The following is a 23,774-nucleotide window of genomic DNA, read 5'->3' on the forward strand; positions in this document are numbered from 1 at the left end:
TTCTCTAAGAAAGCTCCCTTCTGACATTAATCTTATCTATTAAGTAATGACATAATTCTTCTATTCCCTTCCCATTGCGAGCTGATATAACGAACACCTTAATATCCTTATTTAAAGAGTAAATATCTTCATAAAACTCATCTATATTAAAGTCTGTAAAATTTATAATATCTATTTTATTTAAAACAACTGCTTCTGATTGTTGGAATATAAAAGGGTATTTAAGTGGCTTATCATTTCCTTCTGTAATACTTAAAACTGTTATTCTACAGTCTTCTCCTAAATCATAGGAAGCAGGACATACTAAATTTCCTATGTTTTCTATAAAAATTAAATCTAAATCTTCTAAATCCATATTTTCAATAGAATTTTCTATCATAGCAGCATCTAAGTGACATGCACCACAGGTATTTATTTGAACAACAGGTATACCTTGCCCTTCTATTCTTTCTCCATCTTTTGTAGTATATAAATCTCCTTCTATTACCCCAATAGAAATTGTATCTTTCATATTTTTTATTATCTTTTCAAGAATTGAAGTTTTTCCTGCCCCCGGAGATCCAAATATATTTATAGTGAATATATCTTTTTCTTTTAGAAGCTTTCTATTTTTTTCTGCAAATTCAGTATTAGATTGTAGTATCCTTCTTTGTATTGATATACTCTTCATCCTCTTCCCCCTCTATCCTTTCAACAAGTAGTTCAAATCCCCCTACTACCTCTATAATTATTGCTGCACCTTCACACTTTGTTCCTTTACTTAGTGCTCTAAAAGCAAATTTAAGAGATTCCTCATCTATTCCATTAAAACTACCAACTTTAATAATTATTAGGCTTACATTTTTAAGCTTGTATCTCTTGATATTTTCATCTACTATGCTATATATCTCAAATGCTATTGATGATTCATGCACTAGTTTCACCCTTTTCCATATACTCTAAGCTATTATCTTTAATAATTTTATAGACTTCACTACATATTTCTTTAAATTTTGTCTTTAACTCATTAGTAATCTCTAAACTAAAACCTACTTCTATTACCTCAATTCCTAAAATGAAACCTTCGATTTCAGTATTGGAATAATTAATTAGTGAAAGTAGGCTCATACCATGTATTGATAGTAAATTACTTGAATATTTTTCGGCTTCATTTAATGAAATTTTAGTTATTTGTCCACATTCTAATCCTAATAGTGTGCTATCTAAAATAAATAGAAGGTCACCATTTTGTATATTATCTAAAGCATAATTAAAATCAGTTTCTGCTTTTATACACTCTATACTTAAATTTAATTTCTTTAATTCTTCTTCTATTGAATCAATTATCTTAAGTGATATACTATCATCACCCATTAATAGGTTCCCTATTCCAATAACCTTAATCATTAAACAACCCTCATACTAAAATCCCTAAATTTATCACTTATAATATGAGTTGCACAGGAAACACAAGGGTCAAAAGATCTTATTATTCTCCCAACTTCAGAAGGATTTTTTATATCCTCTATATAAGTTCCTATTAATGCCTTCTCTACAACTCCTTTATTTCCTACAGAGTCTTCAGGTGATATATTCCAAGATGATGGTGTTATTATGTTATAACTTTCAATTTTCTTTTCTTTAATTGTCACCCAATGTCCCAAAGCTCCTCTCGTGGTATCACTCACTCCAACTCCATTTGCATATTCTGGTATTTCCCATTGTTTTTGTACAGATGGTTCAAGCTTAACTTTATTTAAAAGATCTTCGATTATATCACATATTCTTTTAGCTTCAATAACTCTGGCCATAGTTCTATCTAAAGTAGATATTCCTTTAGTATATTCCCCATTTAGCCATAGTCTAGCAAGTGGTCCTACTTCCATAGGAAGACCCTTATATCTTGCTGCCTTAACCCAGCTATAAGCATTCTTTTTATTTGTGTCTGGTTTCCAATTTCTATCTTCCTGTGTTAAAACATTCTTAGAATCTGAGTAGTAAGAGTAGACAATATCTTCACTTATATTATTTATATCAAATTTCTCTCTCAAATTATTTATAATAACTCCGCTTTTTACATAGCCGTTAGGCTCATTAAAATCACTATCAAATGCTCCATAACTTAAAAAGTTACCATATCCCCCTCCATTTTTAAAATCCTCAGGATAGTATTTAGAAATTATATTTATATCCTCAATCATTACATTATTAACAAAATTTCTAATTGAATATAATATAGATTTAAGTTCAACCACTTTTGCTACATCGATATTAACTGTTGCACCTCCAACAAAAATTCCATGATTATGTGGAGCCTTTCCTCCTAATATGGCTAACATCTTATGGGCATCTCTACTATATTTAAAAGCTTCAATATAATGATTATTCAATCTATCATTAATATCTTTTGGTAATTTATATTTTCTTCCTTCAGTATTATTTCCAGGTTTAATATCTATTTGTACATAATCAGGTATTGCAAATTGATAAAAATGTCTTATATGATTTTGTAAAAACTCACATGCATGCATTATTTGTCTCAATATACTTCCATTCTCATTTGGGGTAATGTTTAAAGCATTTTCTAAAGAAACTGTTGATACAAACCCATGTGCTGTTGAACATATACCACATATTCTCTCAGTGAAATAAATGGCGTCAAATGGTGATCTCCCCTTTAGCATTTCTTCAAATCCTCTAAAAAGAAATCCAGTATTTCTAGCATTTGTTACTATATTTTTTTCTATAGTAACCTCTATTTGCAAAAAACCACTTATTCTTGTAATTGGATTTATTATAATCTTTTCACTCATATATTTTCTCCACAACTAAAAATTTATAAAGGGCTCAATTTTGTCAGGGAACCCCTCATTTGCGCAACCAATACAAGGTGTATTATCCTCTATAGGCCAATTTACCCTATCATTCCATTTTCTAAGTGGACAATTTGTCTTTGTAATTGGACCTCTGCACCCTAATTGAAACATACACTCCTTATCCCCCAGCTTTGTAGCAAAATTTCCTTTATCAAAAAATGATCTTCTAGAACAATAAGTGTGTATAGTTTCTTCGTATAAAAATAAAGGGCGACCCTCTGAATCCAATTCTGGCAATCCATATGAAATTAGATGAGCTATAGTACTTATTACCCACTGAGGATTAGCAGGGCAACCAGGAATTCTTATAACTTCCCTAGTTAAAAAATCTGAGACGCTTTTGCTTAAAGACGGGTTGGAATTTGCTGAAGATATACCACCATATGATGCACATGTACCAACAGCTAAAACGTGCTTTGCTTTTCCCGCTGCAAGTGTTATAGCCTCTGCCCCTGAAATAACTTTCCCATTATATTGAGCTATTATATTATAAAACCCATTATCTCTTGATGTTACAGCTCCTTCTACAACTAAAATAAATTCAGTGTCTAATGTTTCAAGAAATTTCTCAAAAGCTCTCTGCCCTTCTGCTCCCATAATACTATTATTGTAAGTCATATTTACTATCTGAGTTAATAAATACGGTATATCTGGAGTATTAGCATCTAAAAGTGAAATAATATTTCCTGAGCAGCCACAAGCCTCTAACCAAATAAGATTTATCTTTTTTAAGCTATTATCTTGTATTCTACTTAAAGTTGAAGCTATTACTTCTCTTGGACATCTTTTCTTCGCCAATGTCACACCTTCTATATTTATTGTTTTATAAACTTTATTCCTATTTTAATAATTTTATGACTATACTTTATACGGCTAAATTCAAGATAACTTTATTTTTAATAAAAAATAAGAAGACCTTACAAGTGTAAATCTTCCTACTATACTTACAAATATTAAATTATGCATTATTATAATTAATTCTTAGTTTATTTAACAATAAATCATAAAGATATATTTTACCTAGTTTTATTCTACACAGATCTAATGCTATCTATTATAGCAGGTATATCATCATGATCTTCTACCCATATAATACTTATTCCTAATTGCTCAAAGGATTTTTCATATAAATCATTATTTATAATATTAAACGATTTAAGAATATCGCCTTTTATATTATCATCCTCTGGAGATTTCTTAAAATCTTTTTTTCTCATAATTGCATAATGCTTTTTCATCTTATTCTTTCTATTGCTTATTGATAAAAGTCTTCTTAAATTAGGATCAGTTAAGGATAGCCCAAGCATTAATGTAGTGTTTTCCCTTAAAAAGTTTAATTGTGTTATATTAGTCCATGAATAAGGATCATTATAAAGGCTATGATATCTATCTTCTGAAAATACCAATAATCCTTCATATAGTCGCTGATATTTATTAGGATTACGAGGTAAGAACCCATGTACATGATAAATTCCCAATTTATATGAAGTTGTATAATCTAATTCACTATATAATGAGTCATATTGTATATTATATTTGTTAAAGTTTTCTTCTAATAAATCATCAAAATTATATGTAACAATAGCTTTTATTCCAGTTCCATTTTTCCTTGTTAAACATAACCTTGAAATACTATTTAATAGTTCTGAAGTTCCCTTTCCATTATTAATATTTTTATAAAGTAAGTTAGCTAAATTTTCTTCAAAGGAATCTCCTAATGCAGCCTTTATAAATGCTGATTGTAATAAAGGTGATTTATTATTTGTTTCTTTCATTTTTTTTATAAGAAAATCTGCTTCTTCAGGAGAAATTTTAATATTTTTTTCTTTTAACTTATTCATTATCATAAATATTAATAAGTCTGACATCAAATCATTCCAATCGCTTATTCCAGCTTCTTTAGATATTCCTGCTCCCAGGAATAATACCAATTTATCTCTTTTATAAATATCCTTAAGCTCTTTGATCCTTTCTTCTCTTACTTTTTTCCAATTATCATTATTTTCACTTAATATAGCATTTAAAACTAATGACTCAAAATAATTCCCACTATTAGTTAACTCTTTATTATTAAACGTACTTTTATTTTCATTATCCATTTTTCTATCAAACCCTCCTTTCGTAATTTTATTAAGCATCTATATTTTATTATTTAATATATTATAATTTATTAGATTTAGATTTTCTAAGTACTAATCACTTTATTAGCTATATTAATTTTTCTATTAATTATTATAACAAAATCTTTAGATTAAACTTCTAAATATAAAAAACTCTATAGAGTAGACTTTTTAAAATAGTCTGTTCTATAGAGTTTTTTTAACTTGCCAAAATCTCTATTTTATAGTGATTCTCAATTATAATTACTTACTTCTTCTCTTTATTAATTCATATAATGTATGAACTGGAGTTCCTGTTCCACCTTTTACTCCTAAATCACTGTTTTTTGATGCCCAAGCTGTTCCAGCTATATCTAAGTGTAACCAAGGTTTGTCTTGAACAAATGCTTCTATAAATAACCCAGCTGTTATTGTTCCTGCAAATCTTCCACCACTATTTTTTAAATCTGCTATATCAGATTTAATTATTTTTTTATATTCATCAAAAGCTGGTAATTGCCAAATCTTTTCTCCAGTGTATTCTGAAGCAGATTTAAGCTCTCCATAGAATTCATCATTATTTGTAACAACTGCTGTTGTAGTTTCACCTAGAGCAACTAATGCAGCACCTGTTAATGTAGCTAAATCTATAACTTCATCAACCTTTTCATTATTAATTATATAGTGAACTGCATCAACTAAAGTTAATCTACCTTCAGCATCTGTATTAACTATTTCTATAGTCTTACCAGCCATAGATCCTATTACTTCACCTGGCTTGTAAGCTTCTCCAGATATTAAGTTTTCACATGCTGCAACAACTGCAATTACATTTATCTTTAATTGTCTTTTTGCAATAATTGACATCGCTCCTATAACTGAAGCTGCTCCACCCATATCATTTTTCATATCCATCATGCTATCTGTTGGCTTTATTGAGTATCCACCTGAATCGTAAGTTAAACCCTTACCTACTAATCCAAGAACCTTATCATTATTGTCTTTATCTCCAAAATATCTCATAACTATAAGCTTTGGTTCTTTTGCAGATCCCTTAGCAACATTATAGAATGCTTCCATTTTTAATTCTTTAATTTTATCTACTCCATTAACTTCTACTTCAAATCCACTTTCAGTACCTAACTCAACTACCTTTTTAGCTAAAGTTTCTGGATAAATAATATTTGATGGCTCATTAACTAAGTTTCTAGCAATTATGATTCCATCTGCTATTTCTTTACCTTCATTAATAGCCTCTTCTATTTCCTTAGTAGCTTCCTTTATTCCACATCTTGCTATTGATACATTAAGTTCTTTTTCTTCCTTAGCATCTGTCTTGTATTTATTAAATGTATAGTCAGCTAATTTAGCAGAACAAGCCATAGCTTTTATAATTTCCTCTAGCTTTATAGACTCTGTATGTGGAACTCTTAAGAATATATTATTAATTTTTAATTCTTTACTCTTTTTAATTCCTTTACCTGTAGCAGCTTTTATATTGTCTAAAGTCAAATTTTCTTCTTTTCCTAATCCAACTAATATTACAGTTTGTATATTATCATTAACTTCTCTAGTAAATGTATATAATTCTCCGTTTTTTCCTTTAAATAATTCTTTATCTTCTGCAAATTTTATATTTTTATTTAGTTCGTCATTTGAAACTCTAAGACTATCTTCTAATAAATATATAACTAGAGCATCCGCTGTTGAACAAGTTAAACTTTTATATGATATATTCATTTTATCACCTCACGTTAATTGTCTTTTAATCATAATACCATTATTATAAAATCTATTCAATGGATAACAATTATTATTTGTTTGAAAAAATATTTTATTCTAAAAAATTTTTTTAATTTTTTGTATAAAAATTTTATTTGTGTAAATAATACTAATGTAGATACAAAACCTGTTTAATACAGGTCCCATCCCCCATTTATTTATAAAGCGCTTCGGCGCTTTTTTATTTTATAAAACAAAACTCTGCTCTAATAAACATTTCTATTTAAATATATCATTAAAAAACTCAATAATTTCTTAAATTCTTTAGTAAATAATATTTTAATTCTCTTAATTGAATAATATTATGTAAATATATAGAATTAATGCTATAATTTATAATAAGTCAATAGTTTAAGAAAGGTAGATGAATTAAAATGAAAAATAGAAAGTTAATTATAATACCTACATTATTATTGTCATTTATACTATTAATTAGTGGATGCTCCAAAATAGATAAAGCACAAAAAGTCTTTGATGCTTATTCTGAAAAATGGACACAAAATGACTATAAAGGTATGTATGAAATGCTAACTAATGATTCAAAAATAAACATATCAGAAGAAGATTTTATTAAACGATATACTAATATATTTTCTGCCATAGATGCTAATAATTTATCACTAGAAGTTAATGGTGATAAAGAAAAATCTGATGGTATCATAACTATTCCATTTAAATTAAAAATGAATACAATAGCTGGAGACATTGAACTTACAGATTACAAATTAGTTCTAGTTAAAGAAGATAAAGAATATAAAATTAAATGGGATGAAAGTTTGATTTTTCCTCAAATGGCTAAAGAGGATAAAGTAAGAGTAAATACCGCTCTTTCAAAAAGAGGAAGTATATTAGATAAAGATGGAAACCCATTAGCACAAGATGGCACTCTTAAAACAATAGGGATTTATCCTGCAAAGTTTAATTTATCAAATGTAGATACTAAAACAACTGAAATTGCAAATATTCTAGATATAAGTGAAGAAAATATAAAAAGTAAACTTGATCAAAATACTGATCCTGAGCACTTTGTACCTTTAGTAGATATATTACCAGATGATTCTAAAATAGCTAAGGTTTTAAGTATAGACAATGAGGGAATATTAATAAAACAAAAGGCTGGTAGAGTCTATACTGGTGGAGAGGCATTTGGCAGATTAATTGGTTATATTGGAAGTATAACTGCAGAAGAATTAGAAGCAAATAAAGGTAAAGGTTATAGTGATACAAGCCTTATAGGTAAAGCTGGATTAGAACAAGTTTACGAAGAAACTTTAAGAGGAAAAGATTCAGCTGAAATATATATAGAAAGAGGAAAAGAAAAAATTACTATTGCTAATAAAGAAGGAGAAGATGGAAAAGATATTAAAACTTCTATAGATTCAGCTCTTCAAAGCAAGATATACAGTGAAATGACTGGTGAAAAAGGAGCTGCTACAGCTGTTAATCCTAAAACTGGGGAAGTATTAGCCATGGTTAGTGCCCCTTCTTTTGATTCTAATGTCTTTACAACTTATGTAACTAAAACTCAAAAATCAAAATGGGAAAAGACTAATAACGCTGATGAAATAAACAGATTTAATAAAATATATTCTCCTGGCTCGACTATGAAATTAATAACTTCTGCAATAGGATTACAAAATAAAGTTATAGACCCAAATGCAACAAGAGATATTAAAGGATTAGAATGGCAAAAAGATAGTTCCTGGGGTGATTTCAAAATTACTAGAGTAACTGATCCTGGTAAGCCTGAAAATTTAAAAGATGCGGTTAATCACTCAGATAATATTTATTTTGGACAAGTAGCTTTAGAACTAAGTAGTGATAAGTTTATAAATGGAATTAAAAACTTTGGTATTGGCGAAAAGTTAGCATTTGAATACCCTATGCAAGAATCACAAATTTCTAATGATGGTGCTTTAAGTAGAGAAATTTTATTAGCTGATACAGGATATGGACAAGGGGAAATAATGGTTACACCTTTGCATGTAGCTTTAGCCTACAGTTCTTTAGCTAACAATGGAGATATAATGCAACCAAGGTTAGTAACAAGTGAAAATTCTGAAGCAAAAGTTTGGAAACAAGGTGCTATATCAAAAGATAATCTGCCTACATTAATAAATTCCTTTACTGCTTTAATAAATGATGTTGGTGCAACTATTCCAGATGGGGCTGTCCCAGGATTTAGAGTGGCAGGTAAAACAGGTACTGCTGAAATAAAAAAATCTCAAGATGATACTACTGGAACTGAAAATGGTTGGTTCGTATCTGTTGATCCAGATACATCTAAAATTTCCTTATCAATGATTATTGAAGATGTTAAAGATAGAGGGCATAGCCATGTAACTGTTCCTAAAGTAAGAAATGTTATGGAATATTATCTAAATAGATAGAAATAAAGCAGTATATAGACAAACACTATATACTGCTTTTTATTAAAATTATTTTTAATTATTAGTCTATATATTATTTAAATATTATCTTATTATCCTCAAATTTATCAATTATAGCTAGTGATTCAACACGAGCTCCCATATCTTCTAAAACGCTTCTTCCTTCTTGGAAGCCTTTTTCTATAACTATTCCAACTCCAATTAAGTTAGCACATGATTGTTTTACTATATCTATCATCCCTTTAGCAGCACAACCTTTGGCTAAGAAGTCATCTATTATTAGTATATTTTCACCTTCATTTATAAATTGTTTTCCAACCCTAACTTTATAAGTCTTGTTTTTTGTAAAGGAATGGACCTCTGATTCATATACCTCTTTATCTAAGTTTAAACTTTCAGTTTTCTTTGCAAAAACTACTGGAACATAGTCAAAATATTGAGATGCTATAGCTGCTATACCAATTCCTGAAGCTTCAATTGTTAGTATTTTATCTATTTTTTGTCCATTAAATCTTTCTCTAAACTCTTGTCCAACCTCATTTAAAAACCTTATATCCATCTGGTGATTTAAAAAACAATCTACTTTTAATATATTTCCTTCTCTAACTTTTCCTTCTTTTAGGATTTTTTCTTTTAACTTTTCCATATAATTATCCCCTTTATTACTTAATGATATAGTATTCTCAAAAGCTTGTCTTCCTCAGCAATTCATGTAATAAAGCCAAATAAATACATGGCAACAATTGAATTTCGTAGTTAGGATATTTACGGTTTCCTAGTAGAAACACTTGAACCATATTTTCAAGCATATACGAATACTATTTATATCTTTTTGATTTATTATAGCACTCATATATAAAAAATATCAATAAACTATTTAAATTACAAATTTTAACCAATAGTATTAATAATTTAATGTATATAATTTATTTTCATTTAAGCTTTTTTTAACATCTACTATTCTTTGATTGGTAGAACCTCTGAATCTTAATCCATCTTTTAACTTATCTTTTTCAAATCTACCATCTACTAAAACATCTATGTTCTCAATTAGATCTCTCCATTCATTTTTAGCACTTAAGTTATTAATTATATACTCAAATGTATATCCTGTATAACTCCATACATTAATATTGTTTTCCTTAAATTTTTTAGCCATATATGCAAACTCTTCTGCTCTCTCAAAAGGATCACCTCCACTAAATGTTACTCCTTTAATAATAGGATTATTTAGTACATCTTCAATAAGACTATCCATATTTTTTTCTTCTCCACCATTAAAATCATGAGTATCAGGATTAAAACATCCCTCACAGTTATGTTTGCATCCTTGAGAGAAAAATACTCTTCTTATTCCAGGCCCATTAACTAAACTTTCATAAGCTATACCGGAAAGCCTTATACTACCTTTCATATATAACATCCCCTTTATTTAATTATTCTCTTAATTTTATTTTATCACTATACTGCTCTATTATTCCCTTGGTTCTATTAAAGGATTCTACTACTCTTACTTTACCCTCTTCTGTTAAATACTCAGCATTATTAATAGTTGCTGGAACAACTTCATAAAATAACTTTCCATCTTTATCATACCAATTAACCCAAGTTGGTATATATGTTGGATATTCTACTTCTATCTCATTTTTATCTATATTCTTGCTTATTTTTACTGATACTATAACACCATCTTCTGTATATGGATTCTGTATTCTTTCAGTTCTTTGGCTAGATAGAAAATTTCCCATGGAATATATAACTGCGGTTTCTTTAGTACCATCACTAGATTTAAAAATATCTATAGGTTGTAATGAATGTGGATGAGTACCAAATATTATGTCTACTTTTTCATCAGCTAAAAATTGAGCTATCTTCTTTTGAGTATTATTTGGCTCTAACTCATATTCATCTCCCCAATGCATATAAAATATTATAACCTCTGCTCCAGAGCTTCTCATATCATTTATCTTATCCTTCATTTCTTGTAAATCTAAATCTAATGTATCTTCTCTAAATGTATTCATTAATGGATATATATCCTGAGGAATAACTGCTCCATTTAATCCTCTAGCTCCCCCCTCAGCCGTCATAGTGTAGCTATAAGAGATAATCCCAATTTTAATACCATTAATATCTTTTATTGTATACCTATTTTCATTAGTATTTCCTCTTGTTCCTATTATATCAAAATTTCTATCTTTTAAGATCTCTCTAGTTCTATTAAAGCCTCTTACATCTCTATCTAAGGAGTGATTATTCATATTATTAACTACATCTACTCCAGCCCATTTCATTGCATCAGCCAATTCGTCTGGTGCATTAAAACTTGGATAGCCTGAATAGCCATAATTCTCAATACCAGAAAGGGTCCCCTCTAAATTTGCAATAGTTAAATCAGCATCATTTAGATAATTTTTTACATATTGAATAGTATTTTTAAAATCATATGTGTTATCTTTAGTATTATACTGAGTTTCTAATATCTCCTTATGTATTAAAAAGTCTCCTGTTGCAACCACTTCAATAGCTTTTATATTATCCTCCTTTTTAATAACATCTTTCTCTATATCCTTTTCTAGATTTTCATTATCTGAGTTTTCTAAAATAGTGTTATGTTTACTTAATAATACCTGGAATTTAGATATGCAGAATATTCCTGATATGATTATAATAATTGTAACCATTAATAAAATTAAAACTTTTCTTCTACTCATCGTAAATATCCCCTTATTTTACATATTTTAACTTAATTATATAACATTAAGTATAAAGTAAACATACTATTAGGCAAAAAAAATTGCATGTATTCTCACATGCAATTTTTTTTATATTTAACTATTTAATTTAACATAATTTAATCTTCCACCAGCTTTTATTACATCTACCTCTTTATCCCTTAAATTAACATATACATTAAAACTGGTACCGTTACTTAAATTTTTTATTCTAGCCTTCCCATTTACTAAAGCTGCTTTGATGTCATCCACAATTAGCTCATCTAAAAGATTTACTTTATTATAATCAACTTCTGCTTCAAACTCCATAGGAACAATTCCATTATTAACTAAATTGGCTTTATGAATTCTTGCAAAAGATTTTGCTATTACAGCTTTAACTCCTAAATATAGCGGTGCTAATGCTGCGTGCTCTCTGCTAGATCCTTGTCCATAGTTATTTCCAGCAACTATTATACCTCCATTATTTTCTTTAGCTCTCTTAGGGAATCCTTCATCTAATGTATTAAAACAGTATTCTGCTAAATAAGGTATATTAGACCTAAATGGTAGTAATTTCGAGTTAGATGGCATTATATGATCTGTTGTAATATTATCTTGTACTTTTATAATCACTTTACCTTTTAAATTCTCTCCTAACTCTTTATTTACAGGGAATGGCTTTATATTAGATCCTCTTACAACTTCTACATCATCACCATTTTCTGCCGGCTCTATTATCATAGAATCATCAATTAAGAATTCTTTTGACATTTTTACTGTGATATCTATATCTAGTTCCCTTGGATCTGTGAGGACTCCATTTATTGCAGAAACTGCTGCTGTTTCTGGACTAACTAAATATACTTTAGCAGATAATGTTCCACTTCTACCATAGAAGTTTCTATTAAAAGTTCTTAATGATACACCATCAGTTCCTGGCGCTTGTCCCATTCCTATGCATGGTCCACAAGAATTTTCTAATATTCTTGCTCCAGCACTTATTATATCCCCTAACGCTCCATTCCTAGCTATCATTTCCATAACCTGCCTTGAGCCTGGAGCTATAACTAAGCTTACATCTTTATGAACCTTTCTTCCCTTTAATATTTTTGCTACTTTCATTAAATCCTCATAAGAAGAATTTGTACAGCTTCCTATAGCTACTTGATCAATTTTTATTTTTCCAATAGATTCAACCACTTCTACATTGTCAGGACTATGAGGTTTAGCAGCTAAAGGCTTAAGGTTATTTAAGTCTATTGTAATCTCTTCATCATATACTGCTTCTTCATCAGCTTTAAACTCTACCCAATCTTTTTCTCTTCCTTGTGCCTTAAAATACTCTAAGGTCTTTTCATCACTTGGAAATATAGATGTTGTTGCTCCAAGCTCTGCACCCATATTGGTTATAGTAGCCCTTTGAGGTACTGAAAGAGTTTTAACTCCATCTCCTGAATATTCAAATACTCTGGAAACACCGCCTTTAACTGTAAGTCTTCTAAGAACTTCTAATATTATATCCTTAGCTGCAACCATTGGCTTTAATTCACCAACTAAGTTTACTTTACAGACTTTCGGAATTGTTATATAGTAGGCTCCTCCCCCCATTGCTAAAGCCACATCTAATCCACCTGCTCCCATTGCAAGCATTCCAACCCCTCCAGCAGTTGGTGTATGACTATCTGAACCTATGAGAGTGTCCCCTGGAACTGAAAATCTTTCTAGAAATACTTGATGGCATATACCATTACCCGGCTTTGAAAAATAAACCCCATATTTTGATGCTACAGTTTGTATAAATTTATGATCATCAGCATTTTCAAATCCTTGTTGAAGCATATTGTGATCAATAAAAGCTACGGATTTTTTTGTTTTTACTTTATCTATCTCCATGGCTTCTAATTGCAAATATGCCATTGTTCCTGTTGAGTCTTGAGTTAATGTTCTATCTATTTTTATACCTATTTCTTTTCCTGATTCTATCTTTCCTTCTACTAAATGACTTTTTAAAATCTTATAAACTAAGTTATGCCCCATTTATTTATTGCCCCCTTTTAATTAATTGCTTTGTTCTTCACTTAGCCTTAAATATTCTTTATATATCTGAACAATTTCTTTATCAAATAAGCTTCTCTTAAGCCTTACCGATGTTGCTCTTACCATCTCAAGTATAACTTGAGCAGATTTTTCATCTAAATTTACCCCATATTCTTTAAACTTACTTACTACTCCAGCTTTTCCAGAATGCTTACCTATAATAATTTGTCTTTCTAATCCAACTATTTTAGGATCAAAAGCTTCATAGTTTTTAGGATTTTTTATTGCCCCATCTGCATGTATTCCTGATTCATGCCTAAACATATTATCTCCAACTATAGCTTTCCATGAAGGTAATATTCTTCCTGATGCCCTAGAGACATATTCCGAAACCTCTCTAAACATAGTTGTATTTATATTTTTATCATAGTTATAAACAAACATTAAAGCCATTAGAACTTCTTCTAGAGCTGCATTCCCAGCTCTCTCTCCTAAACCATTAACTGTTACTCCAACATGTGATGCTCCAGCCATAACTCCTGCTATAGCGTTAGCTGTTGCCATTCCAAAATCATTGTGAGTATGCATTTCAATATTAAAATTAGTATTTGAATATAAGTGCTTTATATCTTCATTAATTTTAAATGGCTCCATTATACCTACTGTATCACAATATCTAAATCTATCAGCGCCAGCTTGTTTGGCTAGTTCAATAAATTGAACTAAAAACTCTCTATCTGCTCTTGATGCATCTTCCCCATTAACAGATACATATAAGCCATTTTTCTTAGCAAACTCTACTGACTTAACCATATTTTCAAGTACCCATTCTCTAGATGTCTTAAGCTTATGTTGTATATGAATATCTGATACTGATATAGATATAGCTACAGCATCTACACCACAATCTATTGACTCTTCTATGTCCTTTATTACAGCTCTATTCCAAGCCATGATACTTGATTTTTTATTTCTTTTAACAATTTGCTTTATAGCTTTCTTTTCATCTCCACCCATTGTAGGTATCCCTACTTCTAACTGATCAACTCCTATGTCACTTAACATTTCAGCTATTGCTATTTTTTCTTCATTTGCAAAAACAACTCCTGCTGTTTGTTCTCCATCTCTTAAAGTAGTATCCACAATAAAAATTTCTTTACCATTATTTAAATTTTTAATGGACATATTCAATTTCCCCCTTTTCAAAAATAATTACTGCTTATTGCTAATTAACTTGACCCCAATTAATAAATGAATAAATTATATTTTTCCTATAATTATTATTACTAATTTTAGCATACACACTAACTTCAAACAAGTGAATTTCATCTGACTTTTATGAAAATTGCAACATTTTATAAATTTATTTCAAATAACGTAACTAAAACACTTAAAACAGGTCTAAAAATCATAAAAATGAAATATTTCATAAAAATCTTGCATCATTGATTTAGTTCAAAAAAAGGATTGTAAATTTATTAAAACCTAAATTTACAATCCTCTACTTATATTTTTTAATATTTATAACTAATATTTTCTTTAAATAAATTCTACTTAAAGAAAATATTAATCTACTGTATTACTATATTTTATAAAACTTTATAGTTATTCTTCTTACTTCCTACATGAGATATTCTATCTGCTCTTTCCTCATACTTCCCAGGTCCAAATCTTTCATCTAAGCTTAAATAACCAGTTACTCTTGATACACCTTGTATATCGTCACTTCCACACTCAATACATTTTCTTTCACTACTATTTAAGTATTTTCCACAATTTTTGCAATATCTTATATGGAAATTTATTCCTAAATAACTTATGTTAGTATTTTTATACGCATAATTTAATATATCCATAATAGCTTCACCAGATGGAGAATCATCTACTTCTATATAACTTATATGACCTGCATTACATAATTTGTGATAAGGTGCTTCTATATCAATCTTATCCTTTATAGATATTGGATAATTAACTGGTATATGAAAACTATTAGTGTAATAATCTTTATCTGTTATCCCTTTAATAACTCCAAAGGCCTTCTTATCCTTTTTTATAAATTTACCTGAAAGACCTTCTGCTGGTGTTGCATAACAACTCCAGTTTAATTTTGTTTCTTCTGTTGATCTATCAATAAATGCTCTTATATAACTTATTATTTCAATCCCTAATTCTCTTGATTTAATATTTTCTCCATGATGATTTCCAGTTAAAGCAACTAATGTTTCTGTAAGACCTATAAACCCAATTCCCCAAGTTCCTTGCTTTAATATTGGCTCTATTGAATCCTCTTGCGAAAGTCCCTCAGATCCCTTCATCAAACCCTGACCTGCAACAAAAGGTAAATCTTTAACCTTAAGCTTTTTCAAAATATCATATCTGTGTAATAAGGCTTCTTTAGCCAGCTCCAATCTTTTATCTAATATAATAAAAAATACTTGGATATTCCCCTTTGCCTGAATTCCTATTCTAGGTAGATTAATAGTTACTGGAGCTATATTACCTCTTCCCTTACAACCAGGCTCTCCGTTAACATTTTTCATTAAATAAGTTCTGCATCCCATAGTTGCTGGCATATATCCCATATCATAATACTCTTTATTGAAATCAGCATCTATATTCATAAATGTAGGATTCATTCTCTTAGCTGCAACTTTACAAGCTAATTGATATAAATAGTGGTACTTATCTCCAGGATCCCTATTTACACCTTCTTTTACTCTAAATATTATGTTTGGAAATATAGGTTGTTCTCCCTTACCTAATCCCTTTTCATACTCTAATAAGAATACTTCACATATTAATGCAGCATCTTCAGAGTTTGGTATCCCTAAGTTTATTGAGCTAAATGGAACCTGTGATCCTGCTCTTGAATGCATAGTATTTAAATTATATACGACTCCTTGCATAGCCTGATGCACTCTCTTTTTCAATCTTTCTTCTGTTAATGTCTCTATCTTTTCTTTATCTAAACCAAGCTCCTCCAACTCTAGCATTAACTCTCTCCTTGTAGGCTCAACAAATATACCCAGGTCATTATCAAAGTCTGGATGTGACTGCCCTCCAAACATATCATTTTGAGTTGATTGAAGTAAAATACAAGAAAGTTCTGCCGCTGTTTCTATTCTTTTAGGTGGATTTATAGTGCCATATCCAGTATTAAATCCTTTTTCTAAAATCTCCCTAGTCGGTATGTGTAAACAATTAGTAGTTAAATTATAGCTATCTAAATCATGATAATATAAATCTCCATTTTCATGGGCCTTTGCTAAATGTTTAGGCATAACAGCTAAATTGTGCCACTTATTAGACTCTGACGCTATTCTTAGCAACTTAGAGCTAAAATTATTTCCAACATTAGCATTATCTCTATCTGTTTCTATTCCTATTTTTTCTATGGCCCTCATTAAATCCGATTTAATTGCTCTAACCTTAGTTCTTTCTTTTCTGTAATTAGAGTATGCCACTTTAATATTTTCATATTTACTATCAATCAATGCTTTTTCAACTAAGTTTTGAATTTCCTCAACAGTTACTTTTTCTTTTCCTGATAATTCTATATAGCTTATAACTTTTTTAACTATATCTAAAAGTTCAATATCCCTTAAATTAATTCCTATTTCATCTCCTGCTTTTTTTATTGCCGTAGCTATTTTTATTGAATCAAACGAAACCTCTCTACCATCTCTTTTTACTACATATAGCATTTATATAACCTCCGCCATACAATATATTGTATTTAATACTATTATTTATTATACTCTCTAAAAATATTCATATCAAATTATAGGGTACTCATATTTTATAGTTTTAATTTAATTTATGGTATTTTTCTCCTTTTATTTAGACTTTTCTTATAAGTAACTAAAAATTTATAGTAAAGATTCTTAGTATAAAAAACTATATCAGTACTGATAACTAAAAACAGTATCAGTATTGATATATATATTTGATATGATATAATCAAATGTATATAATTTGATTATTTTGAGATTATAAAATTATGATTTTAATTTGATATCGGGAGGATTTTTATGCAAAAAATAGCATTATTAGTTGATAGCGCTTGTGATTTATCTCTTGAAATACTTAAAGAAAAAAATATAAAGTTACTACCCCTTAAAATTATTTATTCTGATAAGGAATATATAGATAAAATAGATATATCTGCTGATGAAATTTATAACAACTTAGAAAAAGAAGTTCCTAAAACTTCTTTACCAAGTGCAGACAATACAGAAGAAATTTTAGTTTCATTAGAAAATGAAGGATATACTCACGTTATTGCTGTAACTATGTCTAGTGGTTTATCTGGAACATTTAACTCTATAAGATTGGCATTAGAGGATCATCCTAATTTAACATCACATGTTTTTGACACTAAAATTTTGGCTATGCCAGAAGGTATCATTGCACTAGAAATTTCTAATTTAATTGAAAGTGGCAAAAGCTTTCAAGAGATAGTAGATTCTATACCAAAAATAAGAGAAAAAATTAGTGGATACTTTACTATAAATACATTAGAATACTTAAAAAGAGGCGGAAGAATTGGTAAAATTTCTGGTACAATAGGTGAAATGTTAAATTTAAAACCTGTTGTATCTGTTGATGAAGATGGTGTTTATTATACCGTTTGTAAAGCTAGAGGAAGAAAACAATCTATACTAAAACTAACAAATATATTAAAGGATGAACTTGCTTTAGGACCTTGTAAGGTTTGGGTTCTCCAAGGTGGAGCTTTAGAAGAGGCTAAAAAATTTATGGAATCTCTAAAGTCATTAAAAAATATAGTTAACCTTGATATGTCTCAAATAAGCCCTGCTTTAGGTGTACATGGAGGACCGGGTTTACTTGGCCTAGCAATTCAAAAGGTTTATTAACATGGATAAGTATAATCTTCACTTAAGCAGTATAGAAGATATAAAAGAAGAGGAAAAAAGACTTCATGAAGAATATAAAAGAAAATTAGCAGAACTAAAAAAGATTCAAAAAGAAAAAGAATCTGTTGGCCAAGTATTTACTAAAGGGCTATTACCTATTTATGTTCTTCATATACTTACCACAGGACCTACTAATGGAAATGATATCGCAAATAAAATAGGCCAGCGTACAAATGGATTTTGGATTCCCAGTACAGGTGGAATATATCCTTTGTTAAAAAAACTTGAAAAAGATGAATATATTACTGGTGAATGGGATGATCCTAAGAAGAAATTTCAAAAGGTGTACTCTCTTACACCTAAAGGACTAAATGAATACAATACTAGAAAACATCTTCTAAAACCCAAAATAGAAGAAGCTTTAAAAGTTTTTAAAATAATATATAAAGATCTTTATAAATAAATTAGTTATATTCTCCTTATGTATTTTATTTATAATTTTACACAAAATAATATTAATAATTTCTAGGTGGTGTTATTTTGAAAGGTAAAATTATTGATTATAATTACTTTGAAGCATTTGTAGCATTGGAAGATGATACTGTTGTTAAAGTTCCTCTTTCTCAAGTAAGTGATTATTTAAGTATTGGTGCTTTTGTAAATATAAATTCAAACAGCTTAAGTTGTAATACTAATAGTAATCCTAAAATTACACAAGACAAATTAGTAGATTTTTTCTAATAAAAAATTTCGCCTATGTAATTTTGCTTATTCCGTCGTGTCATCCAAGTCATCACCAAATTACATAGGCAAACTTCAAAACTGAAGGAAGGAAATTATAAAAAGCTATTCACATGGTAAGCTTCTTATAATTTCCTAAATAATAAAAAGATGCTTGATATCAAGCATCTTTTTATTATGAAACACTTATCGCAGTTACTGGACAACTTGCTTCAGCATCCTTAGCTTCGTCCTCGTTGTCGCTAGGAACATCTGGAACCTTAGCTACTGCTTTCCCATCATCATCCATTTCAAAAACTGCTTCACAAATTGATGGACATAGTCCACATCCAATACAAATATCCTTATCTACATGAGCCTTCATATCATTATTACTTCCTTTCTTTTTTAAAATTCAGTAATAATATCCCCAGTAAATATAAATATTATGTATTGTTAGTATAAACCTTCAAAAATTAATGAGTATAAATCATTATTAATTACATACTCTTCTGCTGCTCCCATTTCTAAAGCTTCAGTTAAATCTACATTTATAGGTAGCTCTCCAAGTAAAGGAACTCCTAAATACTCAGCGTGTTCTTCTGCAGATTTTTTACTAAACACCCTCATCTTTGTGTCGCATCCCGGACAAAGAATATAAGACATATTCTCTATAACGCCTCTTATTGGTAATGGCATTTTATTTGCCATCGTTATTACTTTTTTAACTATCATAGAAACCATATCTTGTGGTGTTGAAACAATTATAAGTTCTGTTATAGGAAAACTTTGCATTACTGTCAATGTAATATCTGATGTTCCAGGTGGCATATCTATTAATAAGTAATCCAATTCTCCCCAAATAGTATCAGTAAATAATTGGGTTAATACACTTGTTACTATAGGCCCTCTCCATACAACTGGATCATCTTCTTTTGGTATTAGTAAATTCATTGATAATACCTTTACTCCACCCTTAGACTCTACAGGATTATATTTAAAATTATTTTCATCTATCGGTTCTATCACTGCTCTTTTATCATTTATACCAAAAAATCTTGGCATTGATGGACCTGTTATATCTGCATCTAAAACTCCAACTTTATATCCTTTTTTTCTTAGGGTACTTGCTAATATACCAGTAACTGTAGACTTACCAACTCCACCTTTACCACTAATTATTCCAATAACATTTTTTATTTCACCGTACTTCGGCAATAGTTTTCCACAACCTTGTGAGCCTACTGTTTCTTTAGAACTACATTTATTTTTACTTGGACAAGTTGAACAACCTGACATAATTATTACCTCCTACCAGTTTTTTTCTACCTCTTTTGGAACATCTTTTTTTGAGTAAATATCAATGTTCCATTCTTTAAATTCATTTTCCCCAACTACATAGTAATAATCCTCTAATTTATTCTTCTTATCTTCTACTGTTATATTACTTTTATATACAGTTGAATTATGTCCTCTATTCTTAACCTTTATAACTATATCAAATTCACTCTCATTATTCTCTACCATTTCAACATTAGGAGTAATTTTCTTAGCTCTCTCTAAAAAGTCTTCTATATCAGCTGAAAAAATATACTTAAGGCAATCTATATCTCCTTGAATATCAATTCCAACCTTATTATTTCCATCGTTAAGTTCTTTTTTCTTTCGATTCATAACTTCTAATATTGAGTTATAATATATGTATTCAAAATCTCTAGGCTTTCTTATAATAGATAAATTTTGTATTATGCTCTCATCTAATCTTTTAGATACTGTAAAGCTCATATTTTCATCATAAAAATTACCATCATAGGCACCTACTATATAGTTAAATTTTTTAACTTCATCACCTATTTTTATTTCAAATATGTAATCTGGTTGTAAATCAGATTTTTTTTCACTAACTTTTGCCTTTGATAAAAGTTCATACATACTTAATATAGCTTTATCATCTGTTACAATAAATTTAAACGACTTATCCCTAACACTTTGAATACTTATAACATCTACTTTTCCACTTCCTAAGTAGTCAAAATAACCATTATCCCTCTTAAACTTACCCTTTATATTATCCATCACTCCACAGGATGTTAAACTAACCGATAGGATTATTACTAATATAGTAATTATATTTTTTATTGGCTTTTTCAATTGTATCATTCCCCTCTATTTAAAAAGTCAATAGTGTCCCTACAATAAATTATAATTAATTAGGAGAAGCATTAGCTTCTCCTTAACTATAAATAAATTATAATACTTTAATTCTTTAATAGCAAATTTTATTAAAGAATTATTGAAAACTCTTCGATATTGTATCAAAGACAACATTTATGCTATTTTTTTCTTTTCCAGACTTATAAAAATATTTGATTATAAGAACTTTTCCCTCTGAGTATTTTCTTATATAGTATTTATTTATGAATTTCTCTTTATTAATACTTACTATATTCCAAGTATAATCATAATCATCAACAACTATAATCTTAGCATCATTAACAGCAATATTCTCCGCAATATCTTCTACATCTCCAGTTATAATAGAAATATTGCCACTTATATTATTTTTATTATTAAAAATAATATTTATATCACTATTATAGCTTGTATTTTTTTCATCTATCTCCCAACCTTCTGGCAATGAAACTTTATATTTTCCTTCTCTCAATAAATGGTCATTAAATTTTTCTATATTATTATTTGAAATTGCAACTTTTCTTATATCATTTATAAATAAATTCTTCATACAAAGAATAAGAAACATTAGGAATAACAGTAGAGCCATTATATAAATTTTTTTCTTATTCATTTAATATACTCATTAGGGTTTGTAAGTACATTCTATTATTATACCTTACTGCATAGGTACAACAACAGTTGAATTTCTGAAATCATAGAACATTAGCCAGCATCCCATACCATCCCTAGTCTCATTACTTATCCAAGTTACAAATCCAGTTTTTCCCTCATAAGGCTGCTCATCTCTATTTTTCTTTCCTGGAATACCATATACTATATATTTTAAATTCCCTTCTTTATCACATTTGTATCCTAACATGAAGTTTCCATACTTTCTTATATATGGATAGTAATTAAGCATTGGATAATATGCTACAGTATATCTATTGTAGTTTGACATATTGCACATTTCGTGTAAATCATGTATTGGAATCTTATACCACTTACAGTATTTTATTTCTCTATACTCACTTCTACAACACTCAAATCCACTTGCAATTCCTTCAAAGTACTCTCCAACACTTCCTCTAATTTTAAATATATCTGAAGTTTCCTCTATTTTTTCTTCATATTCATCAAATTTATTCTTTTCTCTATTTAATGAATTCATACCATAGTAATTAGGATCAAAGCCTTTGTTTGCAAATGGATTTTGTCCATAGCCATTGTTTATAAATGGATTGTCTGTATTGTGATATTCCATTTTCATGTTCATTCCATTTTCACTTTGGTTAAATACTTCATCTGTATTTTCCTCTTCTACATTTAAAGTATAATAATTTTGATTTTCCTTTACGTAAGGCTTTTCTTCCCTAACATCTTCTTCTCTTATTTCTTCCTTTATTTCCTCTCTTATCTCTTCTCTTATTTCCTCTCTTGGCTCCTCTAATTCTTCTATTATTTCATTTACTTCTTCTACTATTTCTTCTTTTATTTCCTCTTCTCTATATTCTTCACACTTCTTATGCTCGTTTTTCTTATCGTCCTTTTTCTTCTCCTTCTTCTTATCCTCTTTTTTCATATAATCCATTTTATCTTTTGAATGATCTTTTGCAGATTTAACCATCTTATAATTCTTCCAATTATCTCCCGGTTGTTCTCCATTTATAAATCCACACATAATAATTATAGGCATTTCATTTTTCATTTTAGCTATTGCAGCCCCTGATATTTTATCATAAGATAGTCCTAAGCCTGCTATGTCATCAACAGAATACTCCTTTGTTATTTCTGCCTTTCCCCCATCTGATATAGTGATTTTACCCAAGTCTACTATTTTCTTAGTATCTTTTTTATTGCATATAGCCATAATGCAATAATCATCACCGTCATTTCTTAGATTTTGAGCATAAAATGAAATTTTACATCTATCACCTTTTGCCTCTATCTTTGAATATCCTGATAAGGTTTTGTCATTAGAGCTAGAATAGCCTCTCTCATCTTCTTGTAAAATAATAAAATTTCTATACAATTTATTTAACTGCGACAAACCTCTAGAACCTCCACTTTAGATTAATTCAATACATTATATGCATAGTATAGCTAAATATGTTAAAAA

The 23,774-nt window shown here is 29.1% G+C and carries 22 protein-coding genes and 1 riboswitch; of the genes, 4 read left to right on the forward strand and 18 right to left on the reverse strand.

Annotated elements, in window-relative coordinates; translation table 11 throughout:
- Nucleotides 1–4 precede the first annotated feature (4 nt).
- The 7 genes from hypB to ACYUEX_RS12485 all read right to left on the reverse strand — a co-directional run bounded on the left by hypB (nucleotide 5) and on the right by ACYUEX_RS12485 (nucleotide 6,694).
- Nucleotides 5–670 carry a hydrogenase nickel incorporation protein HypB gene (hypB, locus tag ACYUEX_RS12455; protein ID WP_460288494.1) on the reverse strand — a complete coding sequence of 222 codons (666 nt, stop codon included), beginning with the start codon at nucleotides 668–670 and terminating at the stop codon, nucleotides 5–7.
- Nucleotides 630–914, reverse strand: a complete 285-nt coding sequence (locus ACYUEX_RS12460; protein ID WP_460288495.1) for a hydrogenase maturation nickel metallochaperone HypA/HybF — start codon at nucleotides 912–914, stop codon at nucleotides 630–632. Before ACYUEX_RS12460 ends, hypB begins: the two co-directional genes overlap by 41 nt.
- Nucleotides 907–1,386 (reverse strand): hydrogenase maturation protease, encoded by a 480-nt coding sequence (locus ACYUEX_RS12465; protein ID WP_460288496.1) that lies wholly within the window; start codon nucleotides 1,384–1,386, stop codon nucleotides 907–909. Before ACYUEX_RS12465 ends, ACYUEX_RS12460 begins: the two co-directional genes overlap by 8 nt.
- On the reverse strand, nucleotides 1,386–2,792 hold the full coding sequence (locus tag ACYUEX_RS12470; protein WP_460288497.1) for a nickel-dependent hydrogenase large subunit: 1,407 nt from the start codon (nucleotides 2,790–2,792) through the stop codon (nucleotides 1,386–1,388). Before ACYUEX_RS12470 ends, ACYUEX_RS12465 begins: the two co-directional genes overlap by 1 nt.
- A 15-nt stretch (nucleotides 2,793–2,807) precedes the next feature.
- Entirely contained in the window at nucleotides 2,808–3,623 is an 816-nt protein-coding gene (locus tag ACYUEX_RS12475; protein ID WP_460288604.1) for a hydrogenase small subunit, read from the reverse strand.
- A gap of 263 nt (nucleotides 3,624–3,886) precedes the next feature.
- Nucleotides 3,887–4,954, reverse strand: coding sequence for an SIR2 family protein (locus ACYUEX_RS12480; protein ID WP_460288498.1), 1,068 nt, complete (start codon nucleotides 4,952–4,954; stop codon nucleotides 3,887–3,889).
- Between the two features lie 264 nt (nucleotides 4,955–5,218).
- On the reverse strand, nucleotides 5,219–6,694 hold the full coding sequence (locus ACYUEX_RS12485) for a leucyl aminopeptidase (protein WP_460288499.1): 1,476 nt from the start codon (nucleotides 6,692–6,694) through the stop codon (nucleotides 5,219–5,221).
- Between the two features lie 416 nt (nucleotides 6,695–7,110).
- On the opposite strand from ACYUEX_RS12485, the gene ACYUEX_RS12490 reads away from it, so the two are divergent.
- Nucleotides 7,111–9,126: a penicillin-binding transpeptidase domain-containing protein gene (locus ACYUEX_RS12490; protein ID WP_460288500.1), complete on the forward strand. Its 2,016-nt coding sequence runs from the start codon at nucleotides 7,111–7,113 to the stop codon at nucleotides 9,124–9,126.
- Between the two features lie 73 nt (nucleotides 9,127–9,199).
- On the opposite strand, the gene ACYUEX_RS12495 is transcribed toward ACYUEX_RS12490, so the two are convergent.
- The 6 genes from ACYUEX_RS12495 to nrdD all read right to left on the reverse strand — a co-directional run bounded on the left by ACYUEX_RS12495 (nucleotide 9,200) and on the right by nrdD (nucleotide 17,587).
- A complete protein-coding gene (locus ACYUEX_RS12495; protein WP_460288501.1) occupies nucleotides 9,200–9,772 on the reverse strand; it encodes a xanthine phosphoribosyltransferase in 573 nt (190 codons plus the stop codon).
- 87 nt (nucleotides 9,773–9,859) lie between these two features.
- Nucleotides 9,860–9,961: riboswitch (purine riboswitch) on the reverse strand.
- Between the two features lie 69 nt (nucleotides 9,962–10,030).
- Nucleotides 10,031–10,540, reverse strand: a complete 510-nt coding sequence (nrdG, locus tag ACYUEX_RS12500) for an anaerobic ribonucleoside-triphosphate reductase activating protein (RefSeq protein WP_460288502.1) — start codon at nucleotides 10,538–10,540, stop codon at nucleotides 10,031–10,033.
- Nucleotides 10,541–10,562: 22 nt separating this feature from the next.
- Nucleotides 10,563–11,840 (reverse strand): CapA family protein, encoded by a 1,278-nt coding sequence (locus ACYUEX_RS12505; protein WP_460288503.1) that lies wholly within the window; start codon nucleotides 11,838–11,840, stop codon nucleotides 10,563–10,565.
- 117 nt (nucleotides 11,841–11,957) lie between these two features.
- On the reverse strand, nucleotides 11,958–13,880 hold the full coding sequence (locus ACYUEX_RS12510; RefSeq protein ID WP_460288504.1) for an aconitate hydratase: 1,923 nt from the start codon (nucleotides 13,878–13,880) through the stop codon (nucleotides 11,958–11,960).
- Nucleotides 13,881–13,901: 21 nt separating this feature from the next.
- Entirely contained in the window at nucleotides 13,902–15,065 is a 1,164-nt protein-coding gene (gene nifV / locus ACYUEX_RS12515) for a homocitrate synthase (protein ID WP_460288505.1), read from the reverse strand.
- Nucleotides 15,066–15,469: 404 nt separating this feature from the next.
- Nucleotides 15,470–17,587, reverse strand: a complete 2,118-nt coding sequence (gene nrdD / locus ACYUEX_RS12520; RefSeq protein WP_460288506.1) for an anaerobic ribonucleoside-triphosphate reductase — start codon at nucleotides 17,585–17,587, stop codon at nucleotides 15,470–15,472.
- A 327-nt stretch (nucleotides 17,588–17,914) separates the two neighbouring features.
- Here nrdD and ACYUEX_RS12525 point away from each other — a divergent pair, with 327 nt between their 5' ends.
- From ACYUEX_RS12525 to ACYUEX_RS12535, 3 genes are all read left to right on the forward strand, one after another.
- Nucleotides 17,915–18,760, forward strand: a complete 846-nt coding sequence (locus ACYUEX_RS12525; RefSeq protein WP_460288507.1) for a DegV family protein — start codon at nucleotides 17,915–17,917, stop codon at nucleotides 18,758–18,760.
- Nucleotide 18,761: 1 nt separating this feature from the next.
- Entirely contained in the window at nucleotides 18,762–19,223 is a 462-nt protein-coding gene (locus ACYUEX_RS12530) for a PadR family transcriptional regulator (protein ID WP_411169445.1), read from the forward strand.
- 77 nt (nucleotides 19,224–19,300) lie between these two features.
- A complete protein-coding gene (locus ACYUEX_RS12535; protein ID WP_411169444.1) occupies nucleotides 19,301–19,501 on the forward strand; it encodes a hypothetical protein in 201 nt (66 codons plus the stop codon).
- 175 nt (nucleotides 19,502–19,676) lie between these two features.
- Here ACYUEX_RS12535 and ACYUEX_RS12540 read toward each other — a convergent pair whose 3' ends face one another.
- From ACYUEX_RS12540 to ACYUEX_RS12560, 5 genes are all read right to left on the reverse strand, one after another.
- Entirely contained in the window at nucleotides 19,677–19,865 is a 189-nt protein-coding gene (locus ACYUEX_RS12540) for a ferredoxin (protein WP_460288508.1), read from the reverse strand.
- Nucleotides 19,866–19,936: 71 nt separating this feature from the next.
- Complete coding sequence (locus tag ACYUEX_RS12545) at nucleotides 19,937–20,779, reverse strand: Mrp/NBP35 family ATP-binding protein (protein WP_411169442.1); 843 nt, start codon at nucleotides 20,777–20,779, stop codon at nucleotides 19,937–19,939.
- 12 nt (nucleotides 20,780–20,791) lie between these two features.
- Complete coding sequence (locus ACYUEX_RS12550) at nucleotides 20,792–21,631, reverse strand: hypothetical protein (protein ID WP_460288509.1); 840 nt, start codon at nucleotides 21,629–21,631, stop codon at nucleotides 20,792–20,794.
- Nucleotides 21,632–21,770: 139 nt separating this feature from the next.
- Nucleotides 21,771–22,223, reverse strand: a complete 453-nt coding sequence (locus ACYUEX_RS12555) for a hypothetical protein (protein WP_411169440.1) — start codon at nucleotides 22,221–22,223, stop codon at nucleotides 21,771–21,773.
- A gap of 108 nt (nucleotides 22,224–22,331) precedes the next feature.
- Nucleotides 22,332–23,705, reverse strand: a complete 1,374-nt coding sequence (locus ACYUEX_RS12560; RefSeq protein ID WP_460288510.1) for a hypothetical protein — start codon at nucleotides 23,703–23,705, stop codon at nucleotides 22,332–22,334.
- Nucleotides 23,706–23,774 lie beyond the last annotated feature (69 nt).

This window comes from Clostridium sp. CTA-7 (assembly GCF_054768095.1).